This window comes from Metabacillus malikii, assembly GCF_030813355.1.
GTDB classification, from domain to species: Bacteria; Bacillota; Bacilli; order Bacillales; family Bacillaceae; genus Metabacillus; species Metabacillus malikii.
Genome location: NZ_JAUSUD010000047.1, coordinates 1 through 16,604, shown reverse-complemented (window position 1 = coordinate 16,604; position 16,604 = coordinate 1). Strand labels below are relative to the sequence as shown.

General features: G+C 36.4%; 18 protein-coding genes. 17 read left to right on the top strand and 1 reads right to left on the bottom strand.

Annotation, left to right across the window (positions count from 1 at the left end; all coding sequences use genetic code 11):
* Positions 1-516: 516 nt before the first annotated feature.
* The 17 genes from J2S19_RS23185 to lysA all read left to right on the top strand — a co-directional run bounded on the left by J2S19_RS23185 (position 517) and on the right by lysA (position 15,275).
* Entirely contained in the window at positions 517-744 is a 228-nt protein-coding gene (locus J2S19_RS23185; protein ID WP_307347147.1) for a YqzK family protein, read from the top strand.
* A gap of 6 nt (positions 745-750) precedes the next feature.
* The gene (gene xerD / locus J2S19_RS23180) at positions 751-1,644 is read left to right on the top strand and encodes a site-specific tyrosine recombinase XerD (protein ID WP_307347144.1); all 894 of its coding nucleotides are present in this window, start codon (positions 751-753) and stop codon (positions 1,642-1,644) included.
* Positions 1,645-2,037: 393 nt separating this feature from the next.
* A complete protein-coding gene (deoB, locus tag J2S19_RS23175; RefSeq protein WP_307347142.1) occupies positions 2,038-3,234 on the top strand; it encodes a phosphopentomutase in 1,197 nt (398 codons plus the stop codon).
* The gene (locus tag J2S19_RS23170) at positions 3,234-4,061 is read left to right on the top strand and encodes a purine-nucleoside phosphorylase (protein WP_307347139.1); all 828 of its coding nucleotides are present in this window, start codon (positions 3,234-3,236) and stop codon (positions 4,059-4,061) included. Before deoB ends, J2S19_RS23170 begins: the two co-directional genes overlap by 1 nt.
* A gap of 22 nt (positions 4,062-4,083) precedes the next feature.
* Positions 4,084-5,385 (top strand): pyrimidine-nucleoside phosphorylase, encoded by a 1,302-nt coding sequence (locus tag J2S19_RS23165; protein WP_307347135.1) that lies wholly within the window; start codon positions 4,084-4,086, stop codon positions 5,383-5,385.
* 254 nt (positions 5,386-5,639) lie between these two features.
* Entirely contained in the window at positions 5,640-6,803 is a 1,164-nt protein-coding gene (locus tag J2S19_RS23160) for a D-alanyl-D-alanine carboxypeptidase family protein (protein ID WP_307347132.1), read from the top strand.
* Between the two features lie 95 nt (positions 6,804-6,898).
* Positions 6,899-7,252: an anti-sigma F factor antagonist gene (gene spoIIAA / locus J2S19_RS23155; RefSeq protein WP_307347130.1), complete on the top strand. Its 354-nt coding sequence runs from the start codon at positions 6,899-6,901 to the stop codon at positions 7,250-7,252.
* Entirely contained in the window at positions 7,249-7,689 is a 441-nt protein-coding gene (spoIIAB, locus tag J2S19_RS23150) for an anti-sigma F factor (RefSeq protein ID WP_307347127.1), read from the top strand. Before spoIIAA ends, spoIIAB begins: the two co-directional genes overlap by 4 nt.
* Before the next feature lie 12 nt (positions 7,690-7,701).
* Positions 7,702-8,460, top strand: coding sequence for an RNA polymerase sporulation sigma factor SigF (gene sigF, locus J2S19_RS23145; RefSeq protein WP_307347123.1), 759 nt, complete (start codon positions 7,702-7,704; stop codon positions 8,458-8,460).
* Positions 8,461-8,854: 394 nt separating this feature from the next.
* The gene (locus J2S19_RS23140) at positions 8,855-9,475 is read left to right on the top strand and encodes a stage V sporulation protein AA (RefSeq protein WP_307347121.1); all 621 of its coding nucleotides are present in this window, start codon (positions 8,855-8,857) and stop codon (positions 9,473-9,475) included.
* Positions 9,462-9,887, top strand: coding sequence for a stage V sporulation protein AB (locus J2S19_RS23135; RefSeq protein WP_307347119.1), 426 nt, complete (start codon positions 9,462-9,464; stop codon positions 9,885-9,887). Before J2S19_RS23140 ends, J2S19_RS23135 begins: the two co-directional genes overlap by 14 nt.
* 14 nt (positions 9,888-9,901) lie before the next feature.
* Positions 9,902-10,357, top strand: coding sequence for a stage V sporulation protein AC (gene spoVAC, locus J2S19_RS23130; protein WP_307347117.1), 456 nt, complete (start codon positions 9,902-9,904; stop codon positions 10,355-10,357).
* 13 nt (positions 10,358-10,370) lie between these two features.
* Positions 10,371-11,390 (top strand): stage V sporulation protein AD, encoded by a 1,020-nt coding sequence (gene spoVAD, locus J2S19_RS23125; RefSeq protein WP_307347114.1) that lies wholly within the window; start codon positions 10,371-10,373, stop codon positions 11,388-11,390.
* Complete coding sequence (gene spoVAE / locus J2S19_RS23120) at positions 11,390-11,740, top strand: stage V sporulation protein AE (protein ID WP_307347110.1); 351 nt, start codon at positions 11,390-11,392, stop codon at positions 11,738-11,740. The genes spoVAD and spoVAE overlap by 1 nt, the downstream gene beginning before the upstream one ends.
* Positions 11,741-11,747: 7 nt before the next feature.
* On the top strand, positions 11,748-12,341 hold the full coding sequence (gene spoVAEA, locus J2S19_RS23115; protein WP_307347107.1) for a stage V sporulation protein SpoVABEA: 594 nt from the start codon (positions 11,748-11,750) through the stop codon (positions 12,339-12,341).
* The gene (locus tag J2S19_RS23110; protein ID WP_307347104.1) at positions 12,307-13,785 is read left to right on the top strand and encodes a spore germination protein; all 1,479 of its coding nucleotides are present in this window, start codon (positions 12,307-12,309) and stop codon (positions 13,783-13,785) included. The genes spoVAEA and J2S19_RS23110 overlap by 35 nt, the downstream gene beginning before the upstream one ends.
* 167 nt (positions 13,786-13,952) lie before the next feature.
* Positions 13,953-15,275 (top strand): diaminopimelate decarboxylase, encoded by a 1,323-nt coding sequence (lysA, locus tag J2S19_RS23105; protein WP_307347101.1) that lies wholly within the window; start codon positions 13,953-13,955, stop codon positions 15,273-15,275.
* Between the two features lie 63 nt (positions 15,276-15,338).
* Here lysA and J2S19_RS23100 read toward each other — a convergent pair whose 3' ends face one another.
* Positions 15,339-16,247 (bottom strand): DUF1002 domain-containing protein, encoded by a 909-nt coding sequence (locus J2S19_RS23100; protein WP_307347150.1) that lies wholly within the window; start codon positions 16,245-16,247, stop codon positions 15,339-15,341.
* Between the last annotated feature and the right edge of the window lie 357 nt (positions 16,248-16,604).

Genomic DNA, 16,604 nt, shown 5'->3' with positions numbered 1-16,604 from the left:
GAAGAGCCGTGTGCGGTAATACTGCACGCACGGTTCTGTGAGGAGTGAGGCACAAATACAAAAAAGACTGGATTTGTGTTCCCACTTACTCGACCGGGATGCGTGGGAGAGGTGGGACGTGAGCAGGCGTTGACGCTGAGGAGTACGAAAAGTGTAGGCGGCTTGCCCATCGACGTACAAACTAGAGACGGGCATCGACTAAGACCAAAGAAATCACGATGAGCCGAATGGCGAATCGATGATGACTTACCGTAGGGAGATGACCTGAAGTTTGATAACGGGTAGCCGCAAGGAGCTATGAGGCTCACCACCCACCCCACGGAAAGCGAGTACTTCAAGAGGAGACCAACCCAAAAAGGTAACTATGTATAAAGCAACAATGTCTACGAAAACAGCCTTTTATAAAAAACATGTATAAAGTTTGTCCGTTTTGGCATATCTTCTAATGATACTAGTTTGATCCTTCCTGACAATTATACCATTACATAACTTTATATGTGAAAAGTGGGGATTTATATGATTCGTTGGTTTAGAACAGTTAGAGATATGCTGAAAATTTTTATTTTGTTCACTGGATTTACGATTCTATTCTATTATGCTATTATGTGGGTGAACTTAGAGTATCAAGAATTACACCGTTATGATCAACCAGAAGGCGCGGCATTAAAGGTGACAAATATGGTGGAAAATGAAAAGGAAAATTGGTTTAATCGTTTAATGTTTTTTTATGATAATGGGGAGTAGTTTGTATTGAAGGATCAAATTAAAGATTTTATTCACTATTTAATCGTTGAACGTGGCTTATCAAATAATACAATCATATCTTATGAGCGAGATTTAAAAAGCTATATGAATTATTTAATCAATTCTCATCAAATTGATTCATTTAACATAGTTACGAGATTACATATTATCCAATTTTTAAAGTCTTTAAAAGAAGCAGGAAAGTCTAGTAAAACAATCGCAAGACACACTGCATCTATTCGTTCATTTCATCAGTTTCTATTAAGAGAAAAACAGGCTGATCAAGATCCTACAGTTTTAATCGAATCACCACAATTAGAACGAAAATTACCGAAGATTCTTACCTTAGATGAGGTTGAACGGTTGTTAGAAACCCCAAAATTGACTTCTCCATTCGGTTATAGAGATAAAGCGATGTTAGAGCTACTTTATGCAACTGGAATACGTGTTAGTGAGATGATTCATTTAAATGTAGCAGATATTCATCTTACAATGGGGTTTATCCGTTGTTATGGAAAAGGAAATAAGGAACGGATTATTCCAATTGGACGTACTGCTTCAGAAGTGTTGACGACCTATTTAGAAAAAGGGAGAGCAGCACTGATTAAAGGAAAGGCTCCAACTGATGCGTTATTTGTAAATCATCATGGCAAACGAATATCAAGACAAGGATTTTGGAAGAACTTAAAGAAAATCGCCTTAGAAGCTAATGTAAAGAAGGAGCTAACACCACATACATTACGACATTCATTTGCTACTCATTTACTAGAAAATGGTGCTGATTTAAGGGCCGTGCAAGAAATGTTGGGACATGCCGATATATCAACAACTCAAATTTATACACACGTTACGAAGACAAGGCTTAAAGATGTATATAATCAATTTCATCCGAGGGCATAAATTTTACAATGGACTCATCTATAATATGGAATAAAATAAAAACTAACTACCTAACATAAAGGTCGTTAGTTTTTTGATTTTTGCAAATATGTTTCTATTTTTAAAATAGTATTTCTGTACTTATTTTTTGGGAATTTGTGCAACAAATGAAGACATTCCAACTATTATACAGGACTACAGTACTGGGGTGAAAGAGTCTAATTTACGAAAAAACTAATAATGTTGCTAGTATTATGAAAACTATAGTACATCATAGTTGGCAATGGAAATATTAGGAGGGTATAATAATTTAAAGTTGTTAAATATCTAACATGTTGAAAGGTTTTTTAATCGATTGAATGTAAAACATTATGTAAAGAATAGATGGAAATGTGAGTAATGGGAGGTAAATGGATGTCAAACCAGAAGTATAAACGTGTATTTTTAATTGTAATGGATTCAGTTGGAATTGGTGAAGCACCAGATGCAGCGAAATTTGATGATATCGGTTCGGATACTTTGGGGCATATAGCTGAGCAAATGGGTGGTCTAAACATGCCGAATATGGCTAAGCTAGGTCTTAGTAATATAAGAGTGATTAAAGGTATACCAGAACAAGAGCGTCCGCTAGCTTATTTTACAAAAATGCAGGAAGCATCTAATGGAAAAGATACGATGACAGGTCATTGGGAGATTATGGGTCTTCATATTGAACAGCCTTTTAAAGTGTTCCCAGAAGGGTTTCCAGCAGAGTTAATAAGTGAGCTTGAACAAAAAACAGGTCGCAAGATTATAGGTAATAAGCCAGCATCTGGAACAGAAATATTAGTTGAGCTTGGTGAAGAGCATGTAGATACAGGAAATTTAATTGTGTATACATCTGCAGACTCAGTATTACAAATCGCCGCACACGAAGAAGTTGTTCCCCTTGAGGAATTATATAAAATATGTGAAATTGCCCGCGAGCTAACATTAGATGAAAAATATATGGTTGGGAGAGTTATTGCTCGTCCATTCATCGGTAAGCCAGGAAATTTCACTCGTACTGCTAACAGGCATGACTATGCTTTAAAACCCTTTGGTAGAACAACAATGAATGAATTAGCAGATAGCGGTTTTGATGTTATATCAATAGGTAAAATAGCAGATATTTACGATGGTGAAGGAATTACGAAATCTTTCCGTACAAAATCAAATATGGATGGAATGGATAAATTAATCGAAACTTTAGAAATGGATTTTACCGGTCTAAGTTTTCTGAATTTAGTTGATTTTGATGCTTTATATGGACATAGAAGAGACCCGATAGGTTATGGTAAAGCCCTTGAAGAATATGATATGAGGTTAACAGAGGTTTTTGAAAAACTAACAGATGAAGACCTTTTAATTATTACTGCAGATCATGGTAATGACCCTGTACATCATGGCACTGATCATACGAGAGAATACGTACCTTTATTAATATATAGTCCAAGGTTTACATCAGGGGAAGAATTGCCAATTAGAAATACATTTGCAGATATTGCTGCAACAATTGCAGAAAATTTCAATGTGAATAAACCTGAACATGGAAAAAGCTTTTTATTAGAGATAGAACAGGAGGGCTTATGATGAGCTATGAGCAAATAAAAGAAGCGGCAAGTTTAATATCAAACAAATATTCCGAAAAGCCAACAATTGGATTAATTTTGGGTTCTGGCCTTGGAGTTCTAGCAGATGAAATAGAATCTCCTGTTAAAATTCCATATGAAAGTATTCCTAATTTTCCAATATCAACAGTTGAAGGTCATGCTGGTCAATTAGTAATTGGCTCTTTACAAGGAGTTAATGTAGTTGCGATGCAAGGTAGATTTCATTATTATGAAGGCTATTCTTTAAAGGAAGTGACATTTCCGGTAAGGGTTATGAAAGAACTTGGAATTGAGACGTTGATTGTCACGAATGCTGCTGGTGGTATTAATGAAAATTTCGAAGCCGGAGATTTAATGTTGATAAGAGACCATATTAATAACATGGGAACTAACCCATTAATAGGGCGAAATGACGAGCGTTTAGGTGTTCGTTTCCCTGATATGTCCGAAGCCTATAACAAAGATTTAAGAACTCTTGCTATACGTGTAGCAGGTGATTTGAATATTAAATTACAAGAAGGTGTTTATGTTGGCAATAGTGGGCCTTCTTATGAAACACCAGCAGAAGTACGTGCATTACGCATATTAGGTGGAGATGCAGTAGGAATGTCAACTGTACCTGAAGTCATTGTCGCCAGACATACCGGATTAAACGTTTTAGGCATCTCGTGTATATCAAATATGGCTGCGGGGATATTAGACCAGCCTTTGTCACATGAAGAAGTAATTGAAACAACAGAAAGAGTAAAAATGAATTTTTTAAATTTAGTTAAAACCATCGTTTCAAATATACATACATCAATTTAATAGGCTGGGGTGATGATGAATAATGAGAATGGTTGACTTAATCGAGAAGAAAAGAAACGGCAAGGAGCTAACAAAACAAGAAATACAGTACTTGATAAAAGGTTATACGAATGGAGAAATCCCTGATTATCAAATGAGTGCATTGATGATGGCCATCTACTTTCAAGGGATGACAGATGCTGAACGCGCTGAATTAACAATGGCTATGGTGGAATCAGGAGATACGATCGACCTAAAAGCAATCGAAGGAATAAAGGTTGATAAGCATAGTACAGGAGGAGTTGGCGATACAACAACACTTGTATTAGGGCCATTAGTAGCTTCTGTTGGAGTACCTGTAGCAAAAATGTCTGGCCGAGGATTAGGTCATACTGGTGGGACCATTGATAAACTTGAAGCGATACCAGGTTTTCATGTAGAAATAGAATCGAAACAATTCATTGAACTCGTCAATAAAAATAAACTAGCTGTAGTCGGACAAAGTGGTAATCTGACACCGGCAGATAAAAAACTATATGCTCTACGTGATGTAACAGCAACTGTAGATAGTATCCCACTCATTGCTAGTTCAATTATGAGTAAGAAAATTGCAGCAGGTGCTGATGCAATTGTACTTGATGTCAAAACAGGTGCAGGCGCATTTATGAAAGATTTAAATGATTCAAAGGATTTAGCAAAAGCAATGGTCGACATCGGCAACCAAGTAGGACGGAGAACGATGGCGATTATTTCTGACATGAGTCAGCCTTTAGGTTATGCAATTGGAAATGCTTTAGAGGTTAAGGAAGCTATTGATACACTAAATGGTAAAGGTCCAAAGGATTTAGAGGAGCTATGCTTAACACTTGGTAGCTATATGGTGCTTCTAGCAGAAAAAGCAGACTCCTTAGATGAAGCTCGTTCGAAATTGATAGAAGTAATGCATAACGGTAAAGCGATTGAAACTTTAAAAGTGTTTCTTGAGGCACAGGGTGGTGATAGCACTGTTGTAGATAACCCTGATAAATTACCGAAAGCCACCTACACATTTGAATTGGAAGCACAAGAAGATGGATATGTAGCAGAAATTATTGCAGATTCTGTTGGAACAGCTGCAATGTTATTAGGAGCTGGTCGTGCGACGAAAGAATCGACCATTGATTTAGCTGTAGGTCTTGTATTAAATAAAAAAATTGGTGATGGCGTAACAAAAGGTGAATCGTTAGTAACAATACACAGTAATTCTGAACAAGTTGAAAGTGTAAAACAGAAATTATATGAAAGTATAGTACTTTCATCCACCAGTGTACCTGCACCAACATTAATTTATGCAACAATCGATTGAGAAAAAGCGGATTCTTTGAATTCGCTTTTTCGTGTTTTACAGCTTTTCGTAAAGTACTTGTCGCTTTTAAAACTCCTCTTCTAGAAGAACAACATATGTTGCCACACTCTCCAAAAAATCTCGCACCTATTTTTAATCTAAATCGTAATTTCGGATTAGATTTAAATTACACGAAATAATAATATTCCATAACATTTGTATATTTTCCCTCCAGTTGGAAAAAATGGTTGTATAAAGAATGGAGGGCTTATGAAATGAAACGGATATTTTCATGTTTAATGCTTATTACAATACTAGTTTTTACTACTCCAATGGCTTATGCCAAAGAATCCACGACTGTCGAACTTGCAGATAAAGCAAAATCAGCTGTATTAATAGAACGTGATACAGGAATGGTTTTATACGATAAAAACAGTGATGAGAAGCTGCCCCCAGCAAGTATGACAAAAATTATGACAATGCTATTAATTATGGAAGCACTCGAAAGTGGTCATATTAAATGGGATGAAATGGTTCGTACAAGTGAATATGCTGCTTCGATGGGTGGTTCACAAATCTTCCTTGAACCTGGAGAAGAAATGTCAGTAGAACAAATGTTGAAAGGCATTGCAATTGGTTCAGGTAATGATGCATCAGTAGCAATGGCAGAAAAAATCGCTGGTTCAACAGAACAGTTTGTGAACATGATGAATAAGAAAGTAAAAGAATTGGGTTTAAAAAATACACATTTTAAAAATCCGACAGGACTACCTGAAGATGGACACTATAGTTCCGCTCATGATATGGCGTTAATGGCCAAGGAGTTATTGAAATATGAGGAAATTACGAAGTTTACAGGTAAGTATGAGGATTATTTACGAGAAAATACAGATAAAAAGTTTTGGCTTGTGAATACAAATCGTCTAGTGAAATTTTACCCTGGTGTAGACGGTGTTAAGACAGGTTTTACAAATGAAGCGAAATATTGCTTAACAGCTACGGCAAAAAAAGATAATATGCGTGTAATTGCTGTAGTATTTGGAGCAGATACACCGAAAGAGAGAAATTCACAAGTAACAAAAATGCTTGACTACGCATTTAGTCAATATCAAACACATCCATTATTTAAAAAAGATGAAGTACTAACATCACTAAAGGTAAGTAAAGGCCAACAAAAGGAAGCCAACTTGGTAACATCTGAGCCGATTTCCGTCTTAACTAAAAAGGGAGAGAATATTGATGATGTTGCACAGGAAATTGTATTGAAAAAAGATATACAAGCACCAATTAAGAAAGGACAGGAACTTGGAGTCCTTCAGCTGAAGAAAGATGGTAAATTAATAACCGAAAGCAAATTACTAGCAGAAAAGAATATACCTGAAGCAAGTTGGTGGAATATGTTTAAACGGGTAATGGGTGATTTTACAAAATCTAGCTAAAGATGACGAATTACCACTAGTTTTGTCATCAAGCAGGAAAATAAAGTTCAAAGCGAGAAAGACTCTTTATCCAGAAATTAAGGAGGGGTAAAACCTTGAGTCTAGCAATTGAGCTTGATGTAAAAGAATCTGTACTTTGTATTAGATTATCTGGTGAGCTTGATCACCATACAGCAGAGGAATTACGCACGCAAGTTACGGAGAAACTTGCTGCGACGAAGATTAATCATATTGTTTTAAATTTAGAACAGCTATCATTTATGGATAGTTCTGGACTTGGAGTCATATTAGGAAGATATAAGCAAATAAAGGCAGCTAATGGAGAAATGGTCGTTTGTGCTATTTCACCAGCAGTTAAACGTTTATTTGATATGTCAGGTTTATTTAAGATCATTCGTTTGGAAGCTGATGAACATAAAGCATTACAAACATTGGGGGTGGCATCATGAGAAATGAAATGAACCTCCAGTTCTCAGCATTAAGCCAAAATGAATCTTTTGCAAGGGTAACGGTTGCTGCATTTATTGCACAATTGGACCCTACAATGGATGAATTAACGGAAATAAAAACAGTTGTTTCAGAAGCGGTGACAAACGCTATTATTCACGGATATGAAAATGACCCAACAGGTATCGTATATATTTCAGTTACTTTAGAGGACGGGGTTGTACACTTAACAATTCGAGATGAAGGGATGGGTATACTCGATATTGATGAAGCAAGACAACCACTTTACACCACAAAGCCTGAATTAGAAAGATCGGGGATGGGTTTTACAATTATGGAAAATTTCATGGATGAAATACAGATCGAATCATTGCAATCAAGAGGGACGACGATAAGACTGACAAAACATTTAACTAAAAGTAAAGCTTTGTGCAATTAGAGGAGACATGCTATGGATGTGGAGGTCAAGAACGATAATTCGAAAACACAGTTAAAAGATCATGAAGTGAAGGAATTAATTCGTCGCAGTCAAGAAGGGGACCAAAGTGCACGTGATTTAATTATCCAAAAAAATATGAGGCTTGTATGGTCAGTTGTTCAGCGATTCTTAAATCGTGGTTACGAGCCAGATGATTTATTTCAAATAGGTAGTATAGGGTTATTAAAATCTGTTGATAAGTTTGATTTATCCTATGATGTCCGCTTCTCTACTTATGCTGTACCAATGATAATTGGAGAAATTCAACGCTTTATAAGAGATGATGGAACTGTTAAAGTAAGCCGTTCATTAAAAGAACTGGGAAATAAAATTCGCAGAGCTCGTGATGAACTGTCTAAAACGATGGGGAAAGTACCGACTGTTGCAGAAATTGCTGATTATCTGGATATCTCTCCTGAAGATGTAGTTCTTGCTCAAGAGGCGGTAAGAGCACCGTCATCGATTCATGAAACGGTGTACGAGAATGATGGTGACCCGATTACATTGTTAGATCAAATTGCAGATAGCACAGAAACGAAATGGTTTGATAAAATCGTTCTAAAAGATGCGATACGAGACCTGGATGAACGCGAACGATTAATTGTTTACTTGCGCTATTACAAGGACCAAACACAGTCAGAGGTTGCTGAAAGATTAGGCATTTCTCAGGTGCAAGTATCGCGACTTGAAAAAAAGATACTAAAACAAATGAAAGATAAAATGAATCAATGAAAAGTTGGCTTCTACTGGAGCCAACTTTTTTTTGTTCATCTATGGTAATTATTGGCCAGCTAAAAACTGAATGAGACAAAATTCACATATGCATACTACATATACGCACAGTTAGATTATGAATTTAAATTTCAGGATTTTTATTAAAAGACTTTAACCTTTAACCATGTATAGTAACAACTCTTCAGCAATTTTTATTAATGATTATGTTAAAGTTTATTGATGTTTTCTAGTAACCCGTTTGAGAATCCTTGGGAGACCAAAAGCACTTAGAATTGATTAGCAAATATTCAGTTGACAGTGAATGGTATCGTCCCTTAATTAATAAGCGGATTTAACATAATCTTAATTAATAGAAAAGCATTGAGAAAAAATGATTAGGAAGTGAATTTTGATGGAAAAGACAGTATATATAAGACTTCGTCATCGAATTCAAGTCCAACCATATGATGTCATTACGATCGGTAAGATTGCCCTTATCGTTACTAATAAGGAGTTGAGAAACAAACTTAGTGAGATTTCCATTCATAAAATTCAACCCAAAGACAAAAACATGGTAGTTATTGATGTTATGCATGTCATAAAGGAAATACATAGGTTTGATCCTTCCATTGATGTGCAAACAATAGGTGCAACACAAACTATTGTTGAAGTTCAATATGAGAAAAAGAAGCTATCACCATTATTGATATCAGTTGTTTGGGTCTTATTATTTATCGGTGCTGGGTTGGCGATTATGAATTTTCATGAAGATGTAAGTATGCAACAGGTACATCAACGGATATATCGGATCGTCACAGGTGAAGAGAATGAACAGCCCCTTCTTCTGCAAATTCCATATTCTATCGGTTTAGGATTAGGGATGATTTTGTTTTTTAACCATCTTTTTAAGAAAAGAATTAACGAAGAGCCAAGTCCTCTAGAGGTGGAGATATTTAATTATCAATTAGATTTAGACCAATATGTAGCCTTAAACGAAAACAAGGAGAACCTTAACGAAGTTGACGATCATTAACAGCTTCATCCTTATTATAATCGGTTTATCTGGAGGTCTTGTTGTAGGCTCAGGCTATGTAGCATTTTTAGCAGTACTAGGAATAATCCCTAGATTAACTCAATTAACGAAGACATATAAATTTATTCAAGTTTATGAATTAGCGATTATTTTAGGAACCGTAATCGTCGGATGGATGAGCCTTAGAAACACGGTTCTATTTCAGTCAGAATATTGGTTGATTCCAATTGGACTATTTTGTGGGGTTTTTGTGGGAATGCTTGCAGCAGCACTAACAGAAGTTTTAAACGTATTCCCAATTCTTGCAAAACGAGTTGGATTAGGAGATAAAATTTTAATTTTATTAATGGCAATCGTTTTAGGGAAAATTGTTGGCTCACTATTTCATTGGGTTTATTTTGTAAATCATTAATGGAGGCTAGAAAGATGGCAAAGTCAAAAGTTAAGGATGATTACCAAAAGCATGTGAAAAATTATCAGCCTAAACCTGCTTATTTTCTCAATTGTTTAAAGGCATTCATCATTGGTGGTTTAATTTGCACATTAGGACAAGCAATACAAAATTTTTATATTCACGTCTTTCACTTCTCAGTAAAGGATGCAAGTAATCCTACGGCCGGAACGTTAATACTAATTTCAGCAATACTAACAGGGTTAGGTGTTTATGACAAACTAGGACAATTTGCAGGAGCTGGTTCAGCGGTACCGATAACAGGGTTCGCTAATTCTATGACGAGTGCTGCTATTGAACATAGGAGCGAAGGTATTGTTTTAGGTATTGCTACAAATATGTTTAAACTGGCAGGCAGTGTTATTGTTTTTGGTGTTGTGGCTGCGTATGTCGTCGGCATGATTAGATATTTTTACGGATTAGCATTTTAATGGGGTGAATTGGATGAAGCTTAAAGGAAAACAAACATGGCAATTTGAAAATCCGATTTATGTGCAAGCAAGTGGTACTGCTGTTGGCCCTAAAGAGTCAGAGGGTCCTTTAGGTCAATATTTTGATATAAAGCATGACGAATTACATTGTGGTGAAGACAATTGGGAACTTGCTGAACGCAGATTAATGAGAGAAGCAATTGATGAATGCTTAAGAAAAGCGGATAAATCGACAGATGAAATTGATTTGTTATTAGCGGGAGATTTATTAAATCAAAATGTAACGGCAAACTATGTAGCCCGTAAAGCGAATATACCATTTTTATGTATGTTTGGTGCCTGTTCAACATCAATGGAAACGCTAGCTGTTGGTTCTGCATTGGTAGACGGTGGTTATGCAAAAAACGCAATAGCTGCTACTAGTAGCCATAATGCTACTGCTGAACGACAATTTCGTTACCCGACCGAGTATGGAGGACAGAAGCCGGATACAGCAACATTTACAGTCACTGGTTCTGGAGCCGTTCTAATTAGCCAAGAAAAAAGTGATATTCGTATTACGGCCGCAACAATTGGACGTGTAGCTGACCTAGGTATTAACAATCCATTTGATATGGGTTCAGCTATGGCTCCAGCTGCTGCTGAGACAATTGCAAGTCACTTTAAAGATTTAAATAGAACCCCAGAAGATTATGATTTAATTCTAACTGGTGATTTGTCAGGAGTAGGTAGTCCAATAGTAAAAGATTTACTTAATGATGAAGGTTATGATGTTTACGAAAATCATAACGACTGTGGATTAATGGTGTATCGCCCTGATCAAAAAGTGTTTGCCGGGGGTAGTGGGTGTGCATGTTCAGCAGTTGTAACATATGGATATATTTTTGATGAATTAAGGAGAGGAAATTTAAATAGAGTCTTAATTGTTGCAACAGGTGCATTATTAAATCCGGTCATGATTCAACAAAAAGAAACAATTCCAACTATTGCACACGGAGTTGTTTTCGAGAGAAGCGATTGGAGTGGTAATTGATGGAGTATGTATGGGCTTTTGTCATTGGTGGAGCTATATGTATTGTCGGTCAAATTCTTCTCGATGTATTTAAGTTTACTCCTGCACATGTAATGAGCATATTTGTCGTTTCTGGTGCAATATTAGATGGCTTTGGGCTGTATGATAAGCTCATTGAATTTGCAGGGGCAGGGGCTACGGTTCCGATAACTAGTTTTGGGCACTCTTTATTGCACGGAGCTATGCATCAAGCGAAAGAACATGGTTTTATCGGAATCGGAATCGGGATATTTGAGTTAACCTCTGCTGGTATATCAGCAGCAATTCTCTTTGCTTTCATCATTGCATTAATATTTAAACCGAAAGGATAGATGTACGTTGACAAGAAGACAGGTCATACTTGTTACTGATGGAGACGAATATGCAGCACGGACGATTGAATATATTGCACGCGAAGTAGGTGGACGAGTAATATCACGCTCACAAGGTAATCCTACGACATTGACCGGGCAGGAAATCGTTCAACTTATCCTTCAAGCAAAGAATGACCCTGTTTTTGTCATGTTTGATGACAGCGGAATGTTAGGTGAGGGCTGGGGAGAAATGGCATTGAAATATGTAGCGAAACATCGCGATATTGAAGTATTAGGTGCAGTTGCGGTTGCTTCTAAGTCGCACCAGACAGAATGGACAAAGGTAGATATTTGCGTTGATCGATTCGGTGAATTGACAGAATACGGAGTTGACAAGAGTGGCCTAAGAGAGCATGAAATTGGCAGAATTAATGGTGATACTGTTTATAGTCTAGATGAATTAAACTTACCAATCGTTGTAGGAGTAGGTGATATTGGAAAAATGTCTAGAAGAGATAATATCAAAGAAGGATGCCCAATTACATTAAAAGCAGTCCAACTTATTTTAGAAAGGAGTGGATATTATGGTAACACAGCAGATGAGGGAGACACCAATTAAGAAAGATTTAAAAGAAAATGAGGAATTTTTTAAATTACATGCTGGGTTAGGGACTAGCTTTGATATTGGTGTTAGAAAGCTCTTAATTTTAGATTATAAAGTAGACATGTACTTCCTTAATGGATTATGTGATACGAATTATATAACGCAAATATTAAGAAATTTGACATCTATTACGGAAAAAGAAAAGGTAAACGAAGATAAATTTAAAGATATATTGGAAAACCGGATTGTTAATCAGTCAGTAGAAAAAATAAAAACATTAGATAAAGCCGTCGACCAACTTCTTGCTGGTCTAATTATATTTATAATAGAAGGTATGGAAACAGGGTTCATCGTAGATGTGCGTAGTTACCCTGGCCGTCAGCCTGAAGAACCTGACATTGAAAAAATTGTTCGTGGTGCAAGAGACGGATTTGTTGAAAATATTATTGTAAATACTGGGCTTATTAGGAGAAGAATTAAGGATGAACGGTTACGGTATAAATTAATTCAAATAGGTGAACGATCTAAAACAGATATTTGTATCGCCTATGTGGAGGATGTGGCAGATCCGGGATTAGTAGGTAAAATAGAAAAACAATTAGAAGAGATTAGCATAGATGGTATTACAATGGCAGACAAAACAATCGAGGAATTTTTAGTGAAACAAAGTTATAATCCATATCCGCTTGTACGCTACACTGAACGACCCGATGTAGCTGCCAATCATTTGTTAGAAGGTCATGTTCTTGTATTAGTTGATACATCACCAAGTGTTATTATTACACCAACAACATTTTTCCATCATGTGCAACATGCAGAGGAGTACCGTCAAGCACCGTCAATTGGTACCTTTCTAAGGTGGGTGCGTTTTCTTGGTATTTTAGCATCAATGTTTTTATTACCACTATGGTTCTTATTTGTATTAGAGCCATCACTTTTACCAAACAATATAGATTATATTGGTCCAACTGAAAAATCAAATATTCCAATAGTTGTTCAAATTTTTCTTGCAGACTTTGGTTTGGAATTCTTGAGGATGGCAGCAATACATACGCCAACATCACTGTCCACTGCAATGGGTTTAATTGCCGCTGCATTAATTGGTCAAATCGCTATAGATGTTGGTTTGTTTGTTCCAGAAGTAATTTTATATGTAGCTGTTGCAGGAATCGGCACTTTTGCAACCCCAAGTTATGAGCTCGGAGTTGCAAACAAAATGGTTAGATTAATATTATTAATTGCTGTTGCTATATTCAAACTAGAAGGGTTTGTAATTGGCTGTACAGTTTATATTATATTAATGGCGCGAATTCGTTCTCTACAAACTCCATATTTGTGGCCATTTCTCCCATTTAATGCAAAGGCATTATGGCAAATCATTATAAGAACATCCGTACCAGGGGCAAAATTAAGACCAAGCATCGTCCATCCGCAAAATGTGAAAAAACAACCAAGTTAGGTCAATGGATGATTGAAAAGACCCCTTTTTTATGATATTGTATGTGTAATTTGATATGGTGAATTTCATAACAGACAGTTAATAACCGCTGGTGTTAACTGTCTGTTTGCATTTATAATAGAAAAAGCTACTTAATAGTAGAAAGAGACTAGGAAGAGGGGATACAGTTGTTCTTACATGGTACGAGTAGAGTAAATGAAAACGGACATTTAGAAATTGGAGGCGTAGATACTATTGCCTTAGCTAATGAATTTGGGACACCTCTTTATGTTTATGATGTGGCTCTTATAAGAGAACGCGCAAGAAGCTTTAAGCATGCTTTTGAAAACATGGGAGTTCGTGCACAAGTAGCTTATGCAAGCAAAGCCTTCTCATCAATTGCGATGTTTCAATTGATTGATGAAGAAGGTCTTTCATTGGATGTAGTTTCTGGGGGAGAACTATATACTGCTATTAAATCGGGATTTCCTGCTTCGCGAATTCACCTTCATGGAAATAATAAAAGTGTAGCAGAATTAAAAATGGCGCTAGACCATGAAATTGGCTGTATTGTAGTTGATAACTTTTATGAAATAGAGCTATTAAAAGACCTTTCTCACAATTATTCTAAAAAAATACCAGTATTGCTTCGAGTGACACCAGGTGTTGAAGCACATACGCATGATTATATTACGACAGGTCAGGAAGATTCAAAATTCGGCTTCGGTTTATTGAATGGACAAATTGAGGATGCGATTGATTCGGTTCTACAATCAGATGGTATTCATTTATTAGGTATCCATTGTCACATCGGATCACAAATATTTGACACAGCTGGATTTGTCCTTGCAGCTGAAAGAGTGTTCGAGAAGATAAAAGAGTGGAAGTTACAATTCTCTTATACTCCTGAAGTTGTTAACTTAGGCGGAGGTTTTGGAATCAGGTATACAGACGAGGATGAGCCGCTACCAGCAACATACTATGTTGAGAAGATAGTTGAAGCAGTGAAAAAGCAAGTGAATGAATTAAATATCAACATGCCTGAAATATGGATTGAACCAGGTCGTTCTCTAGTCGGCGATGCAGGTACTACACTTTATACAATTGGATCGAAGAAAACTGTTCCCAATATTCGTGAATACGTAGCAATCGATGGAGGGATGACAGATAATATTCGCCCAGCTCTTTATCAAGCAAAATATGAAGCTGTTCTAGCAAATCGTGTAACGGACAAACACGAACAACCAGTTTCAATTGCAGGTAAGTGTTGCGAAAGTGGAGATATGTTAATTTGGGATTTACCTTTACCTGAAGTAAAACCGAATGATATATTAGCTGTCTTCTGTACGGGAGCATATGGATATTCAATGGCAAACAATTACAACCGTATTCCCCGTCCAGCGGTAGTTTTCGTAGAAAACGGAGAAGCACAACTAGTTGTTAAACGGGAAAGTTTCGAAGACTTAGTAGTGAATGACTTACCATTAAAATCAAAAGTATCTAATCAATAATTATTGGCAATAAAAAGAGGGTAACTCATAATGTGGAGTTACCCTCTTTTTTCATATAAACGATTACCCTACTTTAATAAAAGTAGCATTATTTAAACTTGTACTTCCTTTAGCAGGTACCCCAAGCGCTGATTGTTCATTGCCTGTAAAGAAGGAAATAATCGCATTCCATAGTGCGATAAAAAACTCCTTAATACTCTGTAAGAAAGATTGACCTTCCTCTGAGTTGAGGAAATTTGAGATTTTATCTTTTGCTTTATCAAGCTGTTGCCCCACTTGATTCCAATCAATATTAATATCTCTCATCTTATTAAATAAATCGATTAAGTTGTTTAAATCAGTTTCTGATAATGTAATTCCTAAATCACTTGCACATTTTTCAATTAATGAACGTAGTTCTGCATCTGTTTCAGGAATACCATTTTTGGCAACTTCATCTTTTATTTTAGCCATAAGCGCAGATGCATTTTCAGTCCCAACTTCATCTCCAAGCTTCGCGGTAGTAACCAGTTCTTCATTTGCAACTTGCTTTACATCTTCAGGGATTGCCTCATCTGAGGAAATTTCATATGCCTTAATTAATCCAGTCAAAGCAGCAGTTCCTGATACTTCAAACGGTGCTGTTACATAGATTGTTGCATCCTTTACACCTGCAGTCATCAAAGCATTCAAGTACATTTCATCTGTGACCCAGTTTATATTTTTCGTATTGACCTCAAGTCCAGAACCAGACTTTTCAATAGTAATACTAGTCGAGGAAAGTGCTTTTGAACCAATTGTTGCTTTTGAAATATAGTCCCCTAAATATTTATGTTCTTCTTCGTTTGTCACGTAAATAATTTGGTTTTCTTCAGTTGCATTCATCTCAGATAATAAAGTTTTCTTTTGTTGGTCGGTTAAATCTTCACCAAGTGTGATGATGATGTCACCAACTGCCGCATCAGCAAAGCTTATTGATGGAATTGCTATCATAATTAATAGAATTAAACTAACGATTATTTTCTTCAAAGGTAAACCTCCTATAACTTTTCCTAATGATTATTTCAATTCAACTCGTGTTTGGCTGAGTCATCTCATGGAGTAATTCAGCATATAAGGCATACATATGTGTAGACGAATGCAAAGTATTCACGTCTATTAGACGTATTATACCTCTGTGAGGTTACATATAAAAAAATGCTCTTTTCTAAAGGCTCATTTCTAAAAGATTGTGGCTTTTTACACTAACCTTTTTAAGGGTTTGTTGGAGCTTAAAGTGCGAGACTCCTGGAGCGACCGAGCCTAGGTCGTAACATATAGCGGGTGGGATTCCCGCCGAGAAAGAACTAG

Excerpts from the sequence above, each read along its gene's own strand:
- J2S19_RS23185 (WP_307347147.1), top strand. The coding sequence starts at position 517 with ATGATTCGTTGGTTTAGAACAGTTAGAGATATGCTGAAAATTTTTATT.
- deoB (WP_307347142.1), top strand. The coding sequence starts at position 2,038 with ATGTCAAACCAGAAGTATAAACGTGTATTTTTAATTGTAATGGATTCA.
- J2S19_RS23170 (WP_307347139.1), top strand. The coding sequence starts at position 3,234 with ATGAGCTATGAGCAAATAAAAGAAGCGGCAAGTTTAATATCAAACAAA.
- J2S19_RS23165 (WP_307347135.1), top strand. The coding sequence starts at position 4,084 with ATGAGAATGGTTGACTTAATCGAGAAGAAAAGAAACGGCAAGGAGCTA.
- J2S19_RS23160 (WP_307347132.1), top strand. The coding sequence starts at position 5,640 with ATGAAACGGATATTTTCATGTTTAATGCTTATTACAATACTAGTTTTT.
- spoIIAB (WP_307347127.1), top strand. The coding sequence starts at position 7,249 with ATGAGAAATGAAATGAACCTCCAGTTCTCAGCATTAAGCCAAAATGAA.
- sigF (WP_307347123.1), top strand. The coding sequence starts at position 7,702 with ATGGATGTGGAGGTCAAGAACGATAATTCGAAAACACAGTTAAAAGAT.
- J2S19_RS23140 (WP_307347121.1), top strand. The coding sequence starts at position 8,855 with ATGGAAAAGACAGTATATATAAGACTTCGTCATCGAATTCAAGTCCAA.
- spoVAC (WP_307347117.1), top strand. The coding sequence starts at position 9,902 with ATGGCAAAGTCAAAAGTTAAGGATGATTACCAAAAGCATGTGAAAAAT.
- spoVAD (WP_307347114.1), top strand. The coding sequence starts at position 10,371 with ATGAAGCTTAAAGGAAAACAAACATGGCAATTTGAAAATCCGATTTAT.
- spoVAE (WP_307347110.1), top strand. The coding sequence starts at position 11,390 with ATGGAGTATGTATGGGCTTTTGTCATTGGTGGAGCTATATGTATTGTC.
- J2S19_RS23110 (WP_307347104.1), top strand. The coding sequence starts at position 12,307 with ATGGTAACACAGCAGATGAGGGAGACACCAATTAAGAAAGATTTAAAA.
- J2S19_RS23100 (WP_307347150.1), bottom strand. The coding sequence starts at position 16,247 with ATGATAGCAATTCCATCAATAAGCTTTGCTGATGCGGCAGTTGGTGAC.